Origin of the sequence: Streptomyces sp. NPDC052721 (assembly GCF_040678315.1) — a bacterium.
GTDB lineage: Bacteria > Actinomycetota > Actinomycetes > Streptomycetales > Streptomycetaceae > Streptomyces.
Map to the genome: position 1 here is coordinate 410375 of NZ_JBFATL010000001.1, position 16882 is coordinate 427256.

Here is a 16882-nt window from a genome sequence, read left to right on the forward strand (position 1 = left end):
GGCTCCACCACGAGGGTCCCACGACCCGGGCGGAACGGCAGACGGAGAAGCTTGGTGTGGGGTGCGGTGGCTGGACCGGTGGCTTGGTGTGGGTGTGGCTGTGAGTGGGGGTCGGCTGGGCCGGCGGCTTGGTGCGGTGCGGCTCATGCCTGTCGGCGCACTGACTGGGCTGAGCTCTGGCCTCATGCGTGCTTCGACCAGGCCGGCGCCCTGGCATCGTGCGTGCCGAAGCCGGGCGGCGCCTGGGCCTCGCGTGTGCTTCAGCGGGTCGGCGACCTGACCCTCATGTGCGCCGCGCCCTGGGGGTGCCTGGCCTGAGGCTGCCTTGGCTCGGCCGGTGATCGGGCGCCGTAGCGCTCCAGGGACGACAACGCCGAGGGGCGCGCCGAGCCACACCCCGTTCGGCGCCCCGAGCCTCCCCGCGTCGACGACCCGCTGCGGAGGACAGTGACCGATCGCCGCGTACGCCGCCACGACCAGCCCTGCGCCAGGACCACCCCCGCCGCCACGACCAGCCCCGCTGCCACGACCACCCCCGCCGCCAAGGCCACCAGCAGGACGGTGGCGAGCGCCGAGGCCGATCGCCGGGCCGCTGGTGTACGGCCGTCCCGCCCGGCGGCAGGCCAGCGCGGCGGACGACGGGCACGTCGATCAGCAGAACAACGGCGCACCAGCCGACGCCGTCGACGAGCGTGGCCGACGGTTCTGGTGAAGTCCACGGCGTCGTCAGGCCGCCGGTCGCCCGCGTCCCCGAGGCCGCCGGAACGCTCAGCCCGCCGCCCCTGCCGCCCCACCCGGCAGCCCGACCAGGCCGAGCGCGCCGCCATCGATGGTGACGACGTCGATGGTGACGACGTCGATGGTGTCGGCCAAGGCGCAGACCACCGAGCATCATCGCCGAACCCGCGACCACCACGACCACCACGACACCACGGCCACCGCGCCCACGCGTGCGGGGAGTTCGGTCGACGCCCTCACAACTCCGGTCTCGCGCAAGGACGTAGAGGGAGACACGACAAGACAGGGGTCCCCACCCCCCGCCCGGGTTTCACCCACCGACACGCGAGTGGGAGCGCGTCCCGAACCCCTTGCCCAGGCCCGGGTTTCGGTCAAGGGGCCGAGCCTGAAATAGTTCCTCACGATGTTCGACATCCCTAGACTCCCTGCGACGGGGGTAACTCGGGGGACAACTCAGTGGGGCATGGAGTGCCGGAACTCGTACTCGAAACAAACGGACATACCTGGACGCTCGATCCGTCCAGGGCATACATCCTCGGACGTGATCCACAGGGGGACATCGTCTTCGACGACGCCAGGGTCTCCTGGCGGCACGCCACGGTCAGCTTCAACGGCCGCAGTTGGGTCATCGAGGACCACGGCAGCACCAACGGCACGTACGCGCAGGGCCGGCGGATCCAGCACATGGAGATCGGCCCCGGTTCGTCGCTGCACCTCGGCAACGCGACCGACGGACCGCGGCTGAACCTGTCGGCGACCACGGCACCGGCCGGTGGCCCGGCCCAGCAGCCGCAGGCAGCGGCGCCGTACGCGGCCCAGGGCGTCGGGGCACCCGGATGGCAGCAGGCACCCGCGCACCAGCAGCCCGCCCCGCAGCAGGCCGTACCCCACCAGGCGCCCGTACCCCACCAGGCACCCCCGGAGCACCAGGCACCCGCGCAGCCGCAGCCGCAGGCGCCCCAGCCCGGCTGGCAGCAGCCGCCCGCGTTCCCGCAGCAGGCCGGCCCCGCCGAGCAGTACGCACAGAAGACGCCCGGTGGTGGCGCGGGGGCGCCACCGGTCTACGGGGACCGCAGCCCCACCACGTTCCACCAGTTCGCGCTCGGCCGCGTGATGCGCATCGGCCGTGCCCTGGAGAACGACCTGGTCGTCTCCGACCTCCAGGTTTCCCGGAACCACGCCGAGTTCCACGCCACGCCCGACGGCCGCTTGGAGATCCGCGACCTCGGTTCGCACAACGGCACCTTCGTCAACGGCCAGCCGATCCCGAAGGGCGGCTCGCAGTTGCTCGGCCCGACCGACATCGTCGGCGTCGGCCACTCCACGTTCCGGATCGTCGGCGACCGCCTCGAAGAGTTCGTCGACACCGGTGAGGTCTCCTTCTCGGCCCGTCATCTGACCGTCACGGTCGACGGCGGCAAGCAGATCCTCAAGGACGTCTCCTTCGGCGTACCCGAGAAGTCGCTGATCGCGGTGATCGGCCCGTCCGGTTCCGGCAAGTCGACCCTGCTCAAGGCGCTCACCGGCTACCGGCCCGCCAACCAGGGCGAGGTGCTGTACGACAACCGGAACCTGTACAAGCAGTTCGCCGAGCTGCGCCAGCGCATCGGTCTGGTCCCGCAGGACGACATCCTGCACAAGGAGCTGACCGTCAAGAAGGCCCTGAAGTACGCGGCCAAGCTGCGCTTCCCGGCCGACACCACGGCGCAGGAGCGCGACGCCCGCATCGACGAGGTGCTGCGCGAGCTGAAGCTCGACATCCACAAGGACAAGAAGGTCACCTCGCTCTCCGGCGGCCAGCGCAAGCGCGTGTCGGTGGCCCTGGAGCTGCTGACCAAGCCGTCGCTGATCTTCCTGGACGAACCGACCTCCGGCCTCGACCCGGGCATGGACCGCGACGTCATGCAGCTGCTGCGCGGCCTCGCCGACGACGGCCGTACGGTGCTCGTCGTCACCCACTCGGTGGCCGAGCTGGCGCTGTGCGACAAGCTGCTGGTGATGGCGCCGGGCGGCGCGGTCGCCTACTTCGGCCCGCCGGGGGAGGCGCTGAACTTCTTCGGCTACGACAGCTGGGCCGACGTCTTCTCCGCGTTCGAGAACTACCGCGACTACGACTGGGCGGGCCGCTGGAAGGGGTCGCAGCACTACCAGATGTACGCCGCGGACGTCGACTCGGTCGCCCCGCAGGCGGTCCAGATGCCGCCGATGCAGGCGATCAGGCCGCCCAAGCCGCAGGGCTGGTTCTCCCAGTTCGTCACCCTGGTGCGGCGCTACGTGTCGGTCATCGCCTCCGACCGCGGCTTCCTGGCCCTGATGGTGCTCCTCCCGGCCGTCATCGGCTCCGTCAGCCTGCTGATCCACCCGGACCGCGGTCTGCTGCCCAACGGCTCCAACCCGCAGACCGGCCAGATCGTGCCCAACGGCACCGCCACCACCGTGCTGCTGATCCTGGCCGTCGGCGCCTGCTTCGCCGGAGCCGCCAACTCCGTCCGCGAGCTGATCAAGGAACGCGTGATCTACGAGCGGGAGCGCGCCACCGGCCTGTCCCGCTCGGCGTACCTGATGTCGAAGGTGTTCGTGCTGGGCGTGATCACCGGGTTCCAGGGGCTGCTGGTCGGCGTCATCGGCTTCGGCAGGCGTGAGATCCCGGACCGGGGCCTCGTCCTCGGGCACGCCACACTGCTGGAGCTGTCCCTGCCGATCATGGGGCTCGGCTTCGCCGCGATGATGTTCGGCCTGATCATCTCCTCGCTGGTGAAGACAGCCGAGAAGACCATGCCGCTGCTGGTCATGTTCGCGATCATCCAGGTCGTCTTCACCGGCTGCCTGTTCGCCCTGCACGGCACCGTCGGTGTGAACGAGTTCTCGTACCTGATGCCGTCCCGCTGGGCGGTCGCCGCGGCCGGCGCCACGCTGGACTTCAACCGGATCAGTCCGCCGGAGACCGCCGGCGACAACGACCCGCTGTGGAACCACACCGTCGGCGCGTGGAGCATGGACATGATCGCCCTGATCGCGCTCGGTGTGGTCTGCGGCTTCTTCGTGGCCCGCTTCCTGCGCCGCCACGAGCCCGAGGTCATGCGCAAGTAACCGCGCGCCCCTGCGGCACCCGCTCGTACGACGCCGAAGGGCGGCATCCCCACGAGGGGGTGCCGCCCTTCGGCCGTACGTCGTTGAGGTCCCGCGCCCGGCCTCAGTACGCGCTGTTGACGTTGTCGATCGAGCCGTACCGGTGGGCCGCGTAGTTGGCGGCGGCGGTGATGTTGGCGACCGGGTCGTAGATGTTCCAGGAGGTGCCGGGGACGTGGTACGCCTGGAAGGTGGGCGGGATCACCTGGAGCAGACCCTTGGACGGGATGCCGTTGACGGCGTTGATGTCCCAGTTGTTGATGGCCATGGGGTTGCCGGAGGACTCCCGCATGATGTTGCGGTGCAGGCCGCTGTAGCTGCCCGGGATGCCCTTGGCCTTCATGATGCCCAGGGCCTGGCGGATCCAGCCGTCCAGGTTGTTGGCGTACGTCTTCGCGGCGACCGGCTCCATCTGCAGGCGCTGGGCGGAGCGACCGGCGGCGGCCGTGACGGCGCGCTCCTGCGCGGCCTTCTTCGCGGCGGCTTCGGCGGCCTGCTTGGCGGCGGCCTGCTTGGCGGCGGCAGCGTCGGCGGCCTTCTTCTGCGCCGCGAAGGTGTCGAGCTTGATGTTCTTGGCGGCGAGCTGGTCCGTCACCGTGCCCTTGACGTTCTGCAGGACGGTGCCGGTGGCGGCGACCTGCCCGGTCGTGGCGGGGGCACCGGCGGTGACCTGCGCGGTCGTGGCGGGGGCGCCGGTGGTGACGGTCTCGGCGCTGCTCGGGGTGGCCGAGAAGGCGAGGGCGGCGGTGCCGAGCGCGGCGACACCGGCGACGGCGATCTTGTGGTGCTTGGTCAGCTGACGACTATGAGCACGGTTGAGGATGTTCATGGGCATGGCTGATGGACCTCTTCGATAGCGCGGAGGTCGCTCCTGCGTCCGCCGGGGGAATCGGCTCCTCCCGCACGAACGCCGCGGGGCGGAAACCCGCGGCGCTGAGCGACGGAAGCAATTCTTAGCGGGCGCAAAATGCCCAGGCAAAGGTGTGACGTACTACGCCCGATAGTGGATCAGGGAAGGGCAAAACGGGACAGACAGGACCGTCTGTCCCGTTCATGTGGGGGCGTTTATCTCCTAAGCCCTTTCGTACGTGATGTAGGCCCTATGCGCGGGCTCACATGGAGCGCCATGCCATCTGACGGCTAGTTGCCATCGCAATGCTCTGGGTGAGGGCCCTCCTCCGGAAGGACGAGGTGGACGTCGCCGACCTCGTGCCGAAGGCCTCCGGCTCGTGCAACCCGGTCAGCAACCCGTCCACCGTCCGTATTCCGCGCTCGGGAGTCACCACCACATCCGTCCACCCCTCGGCCGCCCGCACCACGCCGTCCGGCCCCGCGGCCGACTCCACGGCCCGCACGGCCGTCGTCCCCACCGCGATCACCCGGCCGCCCGCCCGGCTGCCGCCGCCACCCTTCCGGGGAAGCGCGTCGAGCCCTTCTCGATGCGCCCGGACTGGTTGATCAGCCACGCCGACGCCTCCGGTACCGCGAACCGCTCCGGATACGGCGGCTCGTGCGCCTCCGTCGACGAGACCCCTGTGTGCAGTGTCACCGGCGCGAACCACACCCCCCGGCTCACCAGCTCCGCCACCAGCCGCGCGGTGAAGGGCCGGGCCGCACTCGGCATCTCGGCACTGCCCGACCCGTCCGGCGTCGGCAGCGCGAACACCGTCCGGTACGCGGACAGCGGCTGGTCCCGCTCCGTGTAGGAGTAACGGATGGGCCGCCCGTGCCGCCCCAGCACCTCCCGTACGTCCGCCCCCGCGACCCGCGCCCACCACAGCCGCTCGCCCCGCGCGCTCAGCGGCTCCTCCAGCAGCAGCCGGCCCCCGCCCGGCAGCGACACCTCCGTCCCCGCGGGCGAGCCCGCACGCGCGCGCGTAGTACCGCGCCCGTCCGCATCCCGCAGCTCGACCGCCCACCGCCCGTCGTCCCCGCGCGTGGAGAAATGCACCACCACGCGCGCGTGCCCGGTCCACCCGTCCACCGCGGCGGCCGGCGTCGGGGAGGTGTTCACCACCAGCAGATCCCCGGCCCGCAGCAGCCCCGGCAGCTCGCGGAACGCGTGGTGTGCCACCTCCGTACCGCGCGAGACCAGCAGCCGTACGGCGTCCCGCCCCAGCCCCGGCCCCCGCTGCTCGGCGGGCACGCGCGCGGACAGCTCCTCGGGGACCTTCCCCCACTCCCGAGGCCCGAACGGGGAGACCCCCGGGGGCACGGTCACCGCGCCTTAAGCAGAGACGGCGCCGCGTACCGCCCGCTCGCCGGCCGCTCGTCCAGCCGCAGGAACGCCGGTACGACATCGGCGGGCGCCGGACGCGGCGCGTCGTCGTCCGGTACGGCCGCCGTATAAAGGTCCGTCGCCATGTCCCCGGGATCCACCGCCCACACCCGGAGCCCCGGCTCCTCCACGCCGAGCACCGCGGCGAGCTGGTCCAGAGCCGCCTTCGAGGCGCCATAGCCGCCCCAGGTCTCGTACGCCTCCGCCGCCGCGTCCGAGGTGACCGCGATCACCGTGCCCGCCGGCGACGCCTGCAGCAGCGGCAGCGCCTCCCGCACCAGCCCCAGCGCCGCCACCACGTTCACCTCCAGCGCCCGCCGCAGCCCGTCCAGCGGCAGCTCCGCCAGCCGCACCAGCGGCTCGGCGCCCAGCGCGCTCGCGTTGCTCACCACCAGATCGGCCCCGCCCAGCCGCCACGCGGCGGCCACCAGCTCCGCCCGGTGACCGCCGTCCGTGACGTCCCCGGGCAGTGCCACCACCCGCGTACCGTGCCGCGCGACCGCCTCCGCGGTCTCCCTCAGGGCGTCGGCGCCCCGGGCGTCGAGCACCAGATCCCAGCCGCGCGCGCCCAGCGCCTCGGCGAGTGCCCGCCCCAGGCCCTTGGAGGACCCCGTGATGATCGCTACCGGCATGACTACCGTCCCCTCGTCGCTCACCGCCTGCCTCGGCGGTGACCTCAACCTAGGAACGGCACTCCCCGGGCCGCCTGGGACGCGGGCCGCAAAGCGCCGGGGCCCTTCGGCGTACGCCCGGCGCCCCGGTACCGGCGGCCTACGCCCCGCGTCCCAGGACCGGCGACGTACACCCCGCCCCCCGGTACCGGCGGCCTACGCCACCGGCCCTACGCCCAGCGGACCGGGTCCCGCCGTCACCGGTCCGATCCGCGCTGTCAGACCCCGCCGGTACCGTGAGGAACATGAGTCAAGGCCCCCGGTCCGGCCTCGCCGCGGTGAGTTCCGCGCTGCTGGCCATGAGCAGGCACCTGGAGATGCGCGACGTCCTCAAGACGATCGTCGCCTCCGCCCGCGAGCTGCTCGACGCGCAGTACGCCGCACTCGGCGTCCCCGACGACCACGGCGGCTTCGCCCAGTTCGTCGTGGACGGCGTCAGCGACGCGCAGTGGCGTGCCATTGGCCCGCTCCCGCGCCAGCACGGCATCCTCGCCGCGATGCTGCACGAGGCGAAGGCCGAACGCCTCGCCGACGTGCGCCAGGACCCCCGCTTCGAGGGCTGGCCGTCCGCCCACCCCGACCTGGCCGACTTCCTGGGCCTGCCCATCCGCGACGGCGACGAGGTCATCGGCGCCCTGTTCCTCGCGAACAAGAACTGCCACAAACCCGAAGGAAGTTGCGGCTTCACCAAGGACGACGAGGAACTGCTCTCCATCCTCGCCCAGCACGCGGCCATCGCCCTCACCAACGCCCGCCTCTACGAGCGCAGCCGCGAACTGACCATCGCCGAGGAACGCTCCCGCCTCGCCCACGAGCTGCACGACGCGGTCAGTCAGAAGCTGTTCTCCCTGCGCCTGACCGCACAGGCGGCAGCCGCCCTCGTCGACCGCGACCCCGCCCGCGCCAAGGGCGAACTGCACCAGGTGGCCTCCCTCGCCGCCGAGGCAGTCGACGAACTGCGCGCCGCCGTCGTGGAGTTGCGGCCCGCCGCGCTGGACGAGGACGGCCTGATCGCCACCCTGCGCACCCAGACACAGGTCCTGGACCGCGCCCACACCGCGCGCGTGACCTTCACCAGCAACGGATTCCGCGCCCTGCCCGCCGCCCAGGAGGAGGCCCTGCTCCGGGTCGCCCAGGAGGCCCTGCACAACGCCCTGCGCCACTCCGGCGCCGACCGGGTCGAGGTGAGCGTGGACCGGCGCGGCAACGGAGCCGTCCTGCGCGTCACCGACGACGGCAGCGGCTTCGACCCCACCGCGGTCCGCCGCGCCGGACGCCACCTCGGCCTGGTCTCGATGCGGGACCGGGCGAGCGGTGTCGGCGGCACGCTGACCGTGGAATCCGCGCCCGGCAAGGGCACCACGATCGAGATGGAGGTCCCCGGTGGGTGAATCGATCAAGGTCCTGCTGGTGGACGACCATCAGGTCGTCCGCCGGGGCCTGCGCACCTTCCTGGAGGTCCAGGACGACATCGAGGTCGTCGGCGAGGCCGCCGACGGCGCCGAGGGAGTCGCCCGCGCCGAGGAACTGCGGCCCGACGTCGTCCTCATGGACGTGAAGATGCCGGGCATGGACGGCATCGACGCCCTGCGCAGACTGCGCGAACTCGACAACCCCGCGCGCGTGCTCATCGTCACCAGCTTCACCGAGCAGCGCACGGTGGTCCCGGCCCTGCGCGCGGGCGCCGCCGGGTACGTCTACAAGGACGTGGACCCCGACGCCCTCGCCGGCGCCATCCGCTCCGTGCACGCCGGGCACATCCTGCTCCAGCCCGAGGTCGCCGGCGCCCTGCTCTCCCAGGAGGAGGCCGGCAGCGGCCAGGGCAGAGGCGGTTCGCTCACCGAGCGGGAGCGCGAGGTGCTCGGCCTGATCGCGGACGGCCGCTCCAACCGCGAGATAGCCCGCGCCCTGGTCCTGTCGGAGAAGACCGTCAAGACGCACGTCTCCAACATCCTGATGAAACTCGACCTCGCCGACCGCACCCAGGCCGCGCTGTGGGCCGTACGCCACGGCGTGACCGGCTGAGAGGCCTTGACCAAGGCCTGACCCGTGGCAACACGGAGGGTTACGGTCCGGACCGAGATTCATACCGTCGTGGGAATGTCACTCGGATGGCGCACCCTCCGGCGATCCCCGCCGTTCTCCAGTGCGTGCCGCGGGGATCGCCGCGGTGAACGACCAGGAGGGGTTGACAGTGAAGAACCTGAAGAAGGCAGCGGCCGTGACGATCATGGCCGGGGGGCTGGTGGCGGCCGGTGCCGGTCTGGCCTCGGCCCACGGCGGCGCCCACGCGGCCGGCGAGGCCGTCTGCTCCCCGGGCGTCGGCTCGGGCAACGTCGCCCAGGTCCCGGCGCACGTCCCGGTGAACGCGGTCGGCAACAGCGTGAACGTCATCGGCGTGCTGAACCCGACCTTCGGTAACCTCGGCCTCAACCGCTGAGGCTCCCGCCGACGACGACCTCAGGCCTCCCGGGCGCACCGGGGGGCCTGTCAGGTTGTCGTCCGACTGGCCGAACGAGCACCGGGACCGGGGCTGATCGGCACACGACCCACGGCCGGGTCGGAGCACCACACGCAGTCGGAACCCGTCCCGCGAACATCGCCACGAAGGCCGCGCTCGCACTGACCGCCGCCGGCCTCGCCGCCGGCGCATCCGCCGGTGCCGCCGTCGCCGACGCGGACGCCCAGGACGTCGCCGTGCGGCCCCCAGGCGTCGCGTCCGGCCTCACGGTCCATGTCCCGGTCGACGTCCCGGTCCAGCTGGACGGGCTGACCGCCGACCCGGCCGGGGCCGCGAACCCGGCGCTCGGCAACACGAACGTCAGCCGGTGACGACGAGCCCGGGGACCGGCACCCAGACGTTCGAGCCGTCCCCGGGCTCCAGGCTTGGGCGCAGGTGTCGGCTCCGGGGCGTTTGGGCCGTCCCCGGGCTCCAGGCATGCGCGCAGGCCTGGAGCCGTAGGAATGCGCGCAGGCGTTGGGCTCCTGGGCATGGGCGCAGGTGTCGGCTCCGGGCGTTCGGGTCGTCCCGGGGTCCCTGGCATCCGCGGAGGCGTCGGGCTCCCGGCATGGGCGCAGGCGTTGGCTCCGGGGCGTTCGGGTCGTCCCGGGGTCCCAGACATGCGCGCAGGCGTCGGGCTCCAGGCATCCGCCCAGGCCTCGGCTTCCAGGCGTTCGGGCCGTCCCCGGGTCCCAGGCATCCGCGCAGGCGTCGGGCTCCCGGGCATCCGTGCAGGCCCTGGGTCATAGGAATTCGCGCATCCGCGCAGGTCCCGACCCCCGGGCATCCGCGGCGGCCGGGCCAGCGGCTCACCGCATCCCGCGCTCCCGCTCCTCCACGAACGAGTTGTACGCAGCGACCTGTGCCCGCCGGGCCGTCCGCTCCACCGGCCGCAGCGCCGCTCCCCGCGCCGCCATCTCCGATGCGCTCACCGCGCCCCCGTGACCGTTGCCGTACGCCAGCGACACGAGCAGCCCCACCCGCTGCGCCAGCTCCAACACCCGCACCGCACGCGGCGGGTACCCCGGCGCCAGCACCTCGCGCCCCCGTTCGGCCCGCGCCCGGTACGCGTCGATCGCCGCCTCCGCCACCGGCCCCGACCCGGCGACGTCCAGCTTCGACAGCACCTCGGTCGCCTCCCGCAGCGCCTCCGCCAGCTCCCGCTCGGCCTCGCCCAGCGACGGCACATCGGCGGGCGGCGCCTCCCGCACCGGCAGCACGTGCCACACCACCTCGGCATGTACATCGCCCTCGGGCCCGGCCTCGTACACCTGAGGCACCAGCCCGAACGCGGCACCGTGACAGATCACGGCCTCCTCGGCCTCCAGCGCCCGCGCGTTGAACTCCGGCGGGCCGCTCAGCCCCAGCGGATGCCCCGGCGCGGGCAGCGCCACCCGCAGCCCGGTCACCCCCAGCGTGCGCAGCCGCCCCAGCGCGAGCGTCAGCCCGACCGGCGCGGACTCGGAGGGCAGCCCCTCCACCCGGTGCACGGCGTCCTCGCCCACGACGGCGAGGACGGCGTCATCCGGCGAGGCAAGTCCGGCCAAAAGGGCATTTCCCCAAGCGGCAAGGCGTCCTGAACGCGGTTCCGAGAGCATGCCTCCACCCTAAGGACCGGACCGATGGAATGGAGCGGGGCACTCGTGGCGTAGATTTCATAAGGGCTGCGCCCACCGGCGCGGCGGACCGAGCCACAGGCGTACGCGACAGCCGAGACCGGCCACACTGCAAGGGGAGACAACGCGCTCATGAGCGATGTTCTGGAGCTTCAGGACGTATCCGTGGTCCGTGAGGGCCGGGCTCTGGTGGACCAGGTCTCCTGGTCGGTGAAGGAGGGCGAGCGCTGGGTCATCCTCGGTCCCAACGGCGCCGGCAAGACCACCCTCCTGAACGTCGCCTCCAGCTACCTCTACCCCAGCAAGGGCACCGCCACCATCCTCGGCGAGACCCTCGGCAAGCCCGGCACCGATGTCTTCGAGCTGCGCCCCCGCATCGGCATGGCCGGCATGGCCATGGCCGACAAGCTCCCCAAGCGCCAGACCGTGCTGGAGACCGTCCTGACGGCCGCCTACGGCATGACCGCCCACTGGCAGGAGGAGTACGACGAGGTCGACGAGCAGCGCGCCCGCGCCTTCCTCGACCGCCTCGGCATGAGCGACTACCTGGACCGGAAGTTCGGCACCCTCTCCGAGGGCGAGCGCAAGCGGACCCTGATCGCCCGCGCCCTGATGACCGACCCCGAGCTGCTCCTGCTGGACGAACCCGCCGCCGGGCTCGACCTCGGCGGTCGCGAGGACCTGGTCCGCCGACTCGGCCGGCTCGCCCGCGACCCCATCGCCCCCTCGATGATCATGGTCACGCACCACGTCGAGGAGATCGCCCCCGGCTTCACCCACGTCCTCATGATCCGCCAGGGCAAGGTGCTCGCCGCCGGCCCCATCGAGCTCGAACTCACCTCCCGCAACCTCTCCCTCTGCTTCGGCCTCCCGCTCGTCGTGGAGCAGGTCGGCGACCGCTGGACCGCCCAGGGTCTGCCCCTGTCCTGACCCCTCTGCTCTCCCCCGCGCGCCCTGTCCGCCGCCCGACCGCGGCCCTACCATGACCATGTGAACGACATCGACGCATGGGTGTGGTGGCTCGTCGGCGCGGCGGCACTCGGAATCCCGCTCGTGGTCACCGCGATGCCGGAGTTCGGCATGCTCGCGGTGGGAGCCGTGGCGGCGGCGGTCGTCTCCGCCCTCGGCTTCGACGCGGTCTTCCAGGTCCTGACGTTCGTCGTCGTCTCCGTCGCCCTCATCGCCGTCGTCCGGCCCATAGCCGCCCGGCACGGCCGGCAGAGTCCCCAACTCGCCACCGGCGTGGAGGCGTTGAAGGGCAGGCAGGCCGTCGTCCTGGAGCGGGTCGACGCGTCCGGCGGCCGTATCAAACTCGCCGGGGAAGTCTGGTCGGCCCGCGCCCTCGACACCGGCCGCGCCTACGAAGTGGGCCAGGAGGTGGACGTCGTGGACATCGAAGGGGCCACCGCGATCGTCATCTGAGGGCAACTCGCCGAGAACGACTCACGAGTTGCGCGACGGTCTGACAGACTCGACCAGCAAGATCTTCAACAGTCATGAGATCTGCCGAAGGCGCCGAGGCGGAGAAGGGTACGGGGAACGACGATGGAACCGGTCATCATCGTCTTGATCATCCTGGTGGTGTTGGTCTTCATCGCCCTGATCAAGACCATCCAAGTCATCCCACAGGCCAGCGCGGCCATCGTCGAGCGCTTCGGCCGCTACACGCGGACGCTGAACGCGGGCCTCAACATCGTGGTCCCGTTCATCGACACCATCCGCAACCGCATCGACCTGCGTGAACAGGTCGTACCGTTCCCGCCGCAGCCGGTGATCACCCAGGACAACCTGGTCGTGAACATCGACACGGTCATCTACTACCAGGTCACCGACGCCCGGGCCGCCACCTACGAGGTCGCCAGCTACATCCAGGCGATCGAGCAGCTCACCGTCACCACCCTGCGCAACATCATCGGTGGTATGGACCTGGAACGGACCCTGACCTCCCGCGAGGAGATCAACGCGGCCCTGCGCGGCGTCCTGGACGAGGCCACCGGCAAGTGGGGCATCCGCGTCAACCGCGTGGAACTGAAGGCCATCGAGCCCCCGACCTCCATCCAGGACTCGATGGAGAAGCAGATGCGCGCCGACCGTGACAAGCGCGCCGCCATCCTCACCGCGGAAGGTACGCGCCAGGCCGCCATCCTCACCGCCGAGGGCGAGAAGCAGTCCCAGATCCTGCGCGCCGAAGGTGAGGCCAAGGCAGCGGCCCTGCGCGCCGAGGGCGAGGCCCAGGCCGTCCGTACGGTCTTCGAGGCCATCCACGCCGGCGACCCCGACCAGAAGCTGCTGTCCTACCAGTACCTCCAGATGCTCCCCAAGATCGCCGAGGGCGACGCCAACAAGCTCTGGATCGTCCCCAGCGAAATCGGGGACGCCCTCAAGGGCCTCTCCGGGGCGATGGGCAACTTCGGCCCGCTGGGCGGAGGTTCGGGCAACAACGGCAACAATGGCTCGTCGGGCAACGGCAACACCGGTGGCCAGGAACGCCGAGAGAAGCCGAGCATCGACTGAGAGAGCTTCTCGACGCAGGTCTCCGCCGCGCCCCGAAAGGGGCGCGGGGGACTGCGCGATCAGCCACGAACAACCGGCAGCCGCCGACGAACAGCCGCCGGCAGGTGCCTAGGCGGCGTTTCGGGCGAGCCACTCAGGAAGAGCCCCGAAGTCCTCGGCGCCCAAGGCCAGGAGCATCGCGTCCGCCGGGGTCGGCTCGAACGGCTCCCGGAGCAGCGCCATCCCGGCCTCCTCCGGAGTCCGGTTCGCCTTCCGGTGGTTGTCCTCGGCGCACGCGGCGACCGTATTCAGCCACGTGTCCTGCCCACCCTGAGACCGCGGCACCACATGGTCCACGGTCGTCGCCCGCCGCCCGCAGTACGCGCACCGGTGCCGGTCCCTGACCAGCACCCCCCGCCGTGACCACGGAGCTTGTCTTCGGAACGGCACCCGTACGTACCTGCACAACCGGATCACCCGAGGCGCCGGTATGTCGACATCGGCCCCCCGCATACGCAGTTCGGGATGGGCCTGCTCGACGACGGCCTTGTCCTGGAGCACCAGAACGACCGCACGGTTCAACGTCACCGTCGACAGCGGCTCGAAGCTCGCGTTCAGCACCAGCGTGTCCCGCATCCAGCCCACCTCCCGTGTGCACCTGCCCACCCCCCGGCGGGCTCGGATCAACTCTGGACGGGCGCGCCGAGATGGACAACGCAATAAAAAATGCCCGCCTCCGATCACTTCCAAGACCGGAGGCGGGCAAACGTTCCATGAACCGTTGGCTGAATCCTTGCGCCGGCGTCAGCCCCGCGCGGGGTTCTCGTACTCACCGATGAGCTGGGCGCGCGCGATCGTGTGGAACCGCAGGTTGAAGCCGACGACGGCCGGAGAGGCGTCCGCGTCCGGACCCAGCTTCTCCCGGTCCACGGCGTACACCGTGAAGACGTACCGGTGCGGGCCGTCCCCGGGCGGCGGAGCGGCACCACCGAAGTCCTTCGTCCCGTAGTCGTTGCGCGCGTGCACGGCGCCCGCGGGCAGCCCCTCGAACTTGCCGCTGCCCGCACCCGCCGGCAGCTCCGTCACGGAGGCCGGGATGTCGAACAGGACCCAGTGCCAGAACCCGCTGCCGGTCGGCGCGTCGGGGTCGTAGCAGGTCACGGCGAAGCTCTTGGTCTCGGGCGGGAAGCCCTCCCAGCGCAGCTGCGGCGAGGTGTTGCCCTCCGCATGGACCTGGGCGCTCCCCAGCGTCGCACCCTCCTCGATGTCCTCGCTCGTCACCGTGAACGACGGCACGGGCGGATGGAAGTCGTGGGGGAGCGGCCGACGCTTGAGCTCGGTCACCTCGGTACCTCCTGATCGATGATCTGGAACCAGCAGTTCCCGAGCCTAGAACCAGTTGCGCTTGCTGCCGACCTCGGACAGCCACTGGTTGAGGTAAGCCGCCCAGTCGGTCCCCTGCCAGTCGTTCAGACCCACCTGGAAGGACCGGAAGGTGTCCGAGCCCTCACTGAACAGACCGGGCTTCTTGTCCATCTCCAGCACGACGTCCATCGCGTGCTCGTCGGCGACGAAGCTCAGCTCGACCTGGTTCAGACCCCGGTACTGCGACGGCGGGTAGAACTCGATCTCCTGGTAGAACGGCAGCTTCTGCCGCGTGCCCCGGATGTGGCCGCGCTCCATGTCCGCGTTCTTGAAGCGGAAGCCCAGCTGGATGAAGGCGTCCAGGATCGCCTTCTGCGCCGGCAGCGGGTGCACGTTGATCGGGTCCAGGTCGCCGGAGTCCACGGCCCGCGCGATCGCCAGCTCGGTGGTCACACCGATGTTCATCCCCCGCAGCGCCTGTCCGTCGATCATGGTGATCGGCGTCTCCCAGGGGATCTCCAGCCCGAACGGCACCGCGTGCACGGCCCCCGCCTGCAGCTCGAAAGCCCCGCCGAGCCGCACCTTGGTGAACTCGATGTCCTGCTTGTACTCCTGGTCGCCGCTCTCCACCTCGACCTTGGCCTGCAGGCCGACGGACAGCCCCTCGATGGCCTGGTTCACGGACCCGCCCTGGATCCGCACCTCACCCTGGACGACACCACCCGGTACGACATTGACCTCGGTCAGCACCGTCTCGACCGACGCCCCGCCGGCCCCCAGGCTCGCGAGCAGCTTCTTGAACGCCATGACTCTCCCTTTACGTATGGACCCTCGACCCGTACAAACGCGATCCGCCCGCGCCCGGTTCCGCCGGCCCGGTGCCCCGTCTGGACTACCCTCGGAGGGCATGATCGCGCCCCCGGACCGTACGCCACTGCCCCGAGCCTTCTTCGACCGCCCGGTGCTGGAGGTCGCCCCCGACCTCCTCGGCCGCGTTCTGGTACGGACGACACCCGACGGCCCGATCGCCCTCCGTCTCACCGAGGTGGAGGCGTACGACGGCCCGAACGACCCCGGCTCGCACGCCTACCGTGGCCCCACCGCCCGCAACGCGGTGATGTTCGGCCCGCCCGGACACGTGTACGTCTACTTCACCTACGGCATGTGGCACTGCATGAACCTGGTCTGCGGACCCGAGGGCCGGGCCAGCGGGGTCCTGCTCCGCGCGGGCGAAGTGGTGGAGGGCGCCGAGCTTGCCCGCAAGCGACGCGTCTCGGCCCGGAACGACAAGGAACTGGCCAAGGGACCGGCCCGGCTGGCCACCGCTCTGGAGGTCGACCGGGCCCTGGACGGCACGGACGCGTGCGCCTCCGGCGAGACCCCCCTGAGGATGCTCGCCGGGACACCGGTCCCCTCCGACCAGGTACGCAACGGTCCCCGCACCGGCGTCGCCGGCGAGGGAGGCGACGGCGATCTCCACCCGTGGCGCTTCTGGGTCGCCAACGACCCGACGGTGAGCCCGTATCGGGCCCATGTGCCGAGGCGCCGCCGAAGTTGACGCGGGCCGTCGAGGTGCGTAATGTGGCCCGAGCCGCTGAACCGGGTACGGCGATCGCCTGCAGCCGGAGCGGCCAACCCACTATCTAGCTTCAACCCCTCAGCGGGGTCGTTTCTGGCGCATCCGTGCGCCCGAATTCGAACTCGCGAGACTCGATTATGAGTTCCCGAGGGAATCGGCTAACGTAGTGAATGTCGAAAGGGCGAACGGCGAAAGCCGAAAACCCCGAGACACCCCGCCGACTGGGAATCGGATCGCGAAACGGTCTGATAGAGTCGGAAACGCAAGACCGAAGGGAAGCGCCCGGAGGAAAGCCCGAGAGGGTGAGTACGAAGGAAGCGACCGTTCCTTGAGAACTCAACAGCGTGCCAAAAGTCAACGCCAGATATGTTGATACCCCGTCTCCGGTCATCACGACCGGGACGAGGTTCCTTTGAAGAAACACAGCGAGGACGCTGTGAACGGCTGGGCTCATTCCGCCCGGCTGTTCCGCTCTCGTGATGTGTCACCGGATTACCGGTAAACATTCACGGA

15 protein-coding genes and 1 pseudogene are annotated in these 16882 nt (G+C 71.0%); 9 read left to right on the forward strand and 7 right to left on the reverse strand.

Annotation, left to right across the window (positions count from 1 at the left end):
- Positions 1 to 1206: 1206 nt before the first annotated feature.
- Positions 1207 to 3828 (forward strand): FHA domain-containing protein, encoded by a 2622-nt coding sequence (locus AB0L21_RS01940; protein WP_365781625.1) that lies wholly within the window; start codon positions 1207 to 1209, stop codon positions 3826 to 3828.
- Positions 3829 to 3931: 103 nt separating this feature from the next.
- Here the strand turns inward: AB0L21_RS01940 and AB0L21_RS01945 are convergent, their stop codons facing one another.
- The 3 genes and pseudogenes from AB0L21_RS01945 to AB0L21_RS01955 all read right to left on the reverse strand — a co-directional run bounded on the left by AB0L21_RS01945 (position 3932) and on the right by AB0L21_RS01955 (position 6777).
- Positions 3932 to 4702 carry a transglycosylase SLT domain-containing protein gene (locus tag AB0L21_RS01945; RefSeq protein WP_365781627.1) on the reverse strand — a complete coding sequence of 257 codons (771 nt, stop codon included), beginning with the start codon at positions 4700 to 4702 and terminating at the stop codon, positions 3932 to 3934.
- Positions 4703 to 5007: 305 nt separating this feature from the next.
- Positions 5008 to 6088 (reverse strand): annotated as a pseudogene (locus AB0L21_RS01950) (S-adenosylmethionine:tRNA ribosyltransferase-isomerase).
- Positions 6085 to 6777, reverse strand: a complete 693-nt coding sequence (locus AB0L21_RS01955; RefSeq protein WP_365781629.1) for an SDR family oxidoreductase — start codon at positions 6775 to 6777, stop codon at positions 6085 to 6087. Before AB0L21_RS01955 ends, AB0L21_RS01950 begins: the two are co-directional and overlap by 4 nt.
- 284 nt (positions 6778 to 7061) lie before the next feature.
- Here AB0L21_RS01955 and AB0L21_RS01960 point away from each other — a divergent pair, with 284 nt between their 5' ends.
- From AB0L21_RS01960 to AB0L21_RS01975, 4 genes are all read left to right on the forward strand, one after another.
- Positions 7062 to 8207 (forward strand): GAF domain-containing sensor histidine kinase, encoded by a 1146-nt coding sequence (locus tag AB0L21_RS01960; RefSeq protein WP_365781631.1) that lies wholly within the window; start codon positions 7062 to 7064, stop codon positions 8205 to 8207.
- Entirely contained in the window at positions 8200 to 8841 is a 642-nt protein-coding gene (locus AB0L21_RS01965; protein WP_365781633.1) for a response regulator transcription factor, read from the forward strand. The genes AB0L21_RS01960 and AB0L21_RS01965 overlap by 8 nt, the downstream gene beginning before the upstream one ends.
- A 169-nt stretch (positions 8842 to 9010) precedes the next feature.
- On the forward strand, positions 9011 to 9256 hold the full coding sequence (locus AB0L21_RS01970; protein ID WP_365698967.1) for a chaplin: 246 nt from the start codon (positions 9011 to 9013) through the stop codon (positions 9254 to 9256).
- A 158-nt stretch (positions 9257 to 9414) separates the two neighbouring features.
- Positions 9415 to 9648: a chaplin gene (locus AB0L21_RS01975; RefSeq protein ID WP_365781666.1), complete on the forward strand. Its 234-nt coding sequence runs from the start codon at positions 9415 to 9417 to the stop codon at positions 9646 to 9648.
- A 477-nt stretch (positions 9649 to 10125) separates the two neighbouring features.
- Here the strand turns inward: AB0L21_RS01975 and AB0L21_RS01980 are convergent, their stop codons facing one another.
- A complete protein-coding gene (locus AB0L21_RS01980; protein ID WP_365698941.1) occupies positions 10126 to 10914 on the reverse strand; it encodes a hypothetical protein in 789 nt (262 codons plus the stop codon).
- A 150-nt stretch (positions 10915 to 11064) separates the two neighbouring features.
- Here AB0L21_RS01980 and AB0L21_RS01985 point away from each other — a divergent pair, with 150 nt between their 5' ends.
- From AB0L21_RS01985 to AB0L21_RS01995, 3 genes are all read left to right on the forward strand, one after another.
- Positions 11065 to 11862 (forward strand): ABC transporter ATP-binding protein, encoded by a 798-nt coding sequence (locus tag AB0L21_RS01985; protein ID WP_356345395.1) that lies wholly within the window; start codon positions 11065 to 11067, stop codon positions 11860 to 11862.
- Positions 11863 to 11922: 60 nt separating this feature from the next.
- Positions 11923 to 12354: an NfeD family protein gene (locus tag AB0L21_RS01990; RefSeq protein ID WP_365698943.1), complete on the forward strand. Its 432-nt coding sequence runs from the start codon at positions 11923 to 11925 to the stop codon at positions 12352 to 12354.
- A 123-nt stretch (positions 12355 to 12477) separates the two neighbouring features.
- Positions 12478 to 13446: an SPFH domain-containing protein gene (locus AB0L21_RS01995; RefSeq protein ID WP_365698944.1), complete on the forward strand. Its 969-nt coding sequence runs from the start codon at positions 12478 to 12480 to the stop codon at positions 13444 to 13446.
- Positions 13447 to 13554: 108 nt separating this feature from the next.
- Here AB0L21_RS01995 and AB0L21_RS02000 read toward each other — a convergent pair whose 3' ends face one another.
- The 3 genes from AB0L21_RS02000 to AB0L21_RS02010 all read right to left on the reverse strand — a co-directional run bounded on the left by AB0L21_RS02000 (position 13555) and on the right by AB0L21_RS02010 (position 15597).
- The gene (locus tag AB0L21_RS02000; RefSeq protein WP_365698945.1) at positions 13555 to 14061 is read right to left on the reverse strand and encodes an HNH endonuclease; all 507 of its coding nucleotides are present in this window, start codon (positions 14059 to 14061) and stop codon (positions 13555 to 13557) included.
- Between the two features lie 168 nt (positions 14062 to 14229).
- On the reverse strand, positions 14230 to 14769 hold the full coding sequence (locus AB0L21_RS02005; RefSeq protein WP_365698946.1) for a YbhB/YbcL family Raf kinase inhibitor-like protein: 540 nt from the start codon (positions 14767 to 14769) through the stop codon (positions 14230 to 14232).
- Positions 14770 to 14814: 45 nt separating this feature from the next.
- Positions 14815 to 15597 carry a sporulation protein gene (locus AB0L21_RS02010; RefSeq protein WP_365781634.1) on the reverse strand — a complete coding sequence of 261 codons (783 nt, stop codon included), beginning with the start codon at positions 15595 to 15597 and terminating at the stop codon, positions 14815 to 14817.
- A gap of 100 nt (positions 15598 to 15697) precedes the next feature.
- Here AB0L21_RS02010 and AB0L21_RS02015 point away from each other — a divergent pair, with 100 nt between their 5' ends.
- Entirely contained in the window at positions 15698 to 16348 is a 651-nt protein-coding gene (locus tag AB0L21_RS02015; RefSeq protein WP_365781637.1) for a DNA-3-methyladenine glycosylase, read from the forward strand.
- The last annotated feature ends 534 nt before the right edge of the window (positions 16349 to 16882 follow it).

Coding starts and splice junctions, on each gene's coding strand:
- AB0L21_RS02000 (WP_365698945.1), bottom strand. CDS start 14,061: ATGCGGGACACGCTGGTGCTGAACGCGAGCTTCGAGCCGCTGTCGACG.
- AB0L21_RS01995 (WP_365698944.1), top strand. CDS start 12,478: ATGGAACCGGTCATCATCGTCTTGATCATCCTGGTGGTGTTGGTCTTC.
- AB0L21_RS01960 (WP_365781631.1), top strand. CDS start 7,062: ATGAGTCAAGGCCCCCGGTCCGGCCTCGCCGCGGTGAGTTCCGCGCTG.
- AB0L21_RS01945 (WP_365781627.1), bottom strand. CDS start 4,702: ATGCCCATGAACATCCTCAACCGTGCTCATAGTCGTCAGCTGACCAAG.
- AB0L21_RS01955 (WP_365781629.1), bottom strand. CDS start 6,777: ATGCCGGTAGCGATCATCACGGGGTCCTCCAAGGGCCTGGGGCGGGCA.
- AB0L21_RS02015 (WP_365781637.1), top strand. CDS start 15,698: ATGATCGCGCCCCCGGACCGTACGCCACTGCCCCGAGCCTTCTTCGAC.
- AB0L21_RS02010 (WP_365781634.1), bottom strand. CDS start 15,597: ATGGCGTTCAAGAAGCTGCTCGCGAGCCTGGGGGCCGGCGGGGCGTCG.
- AB0L21_RS01985 (WP_356345395.1), top strand. CDS start 11,065: ATGAGCGATGTTCTGGAGCTTCAGGACGTATCCGTGGTCCGTGAGGGC.
- AB0L21_RS01980 (WP_365698941.1), bottom strand. CDS start 10,914: ATGCTCTCGGAACCGCGTTCAGGACGCCTTGCCGCTTGGGGAAATGCC.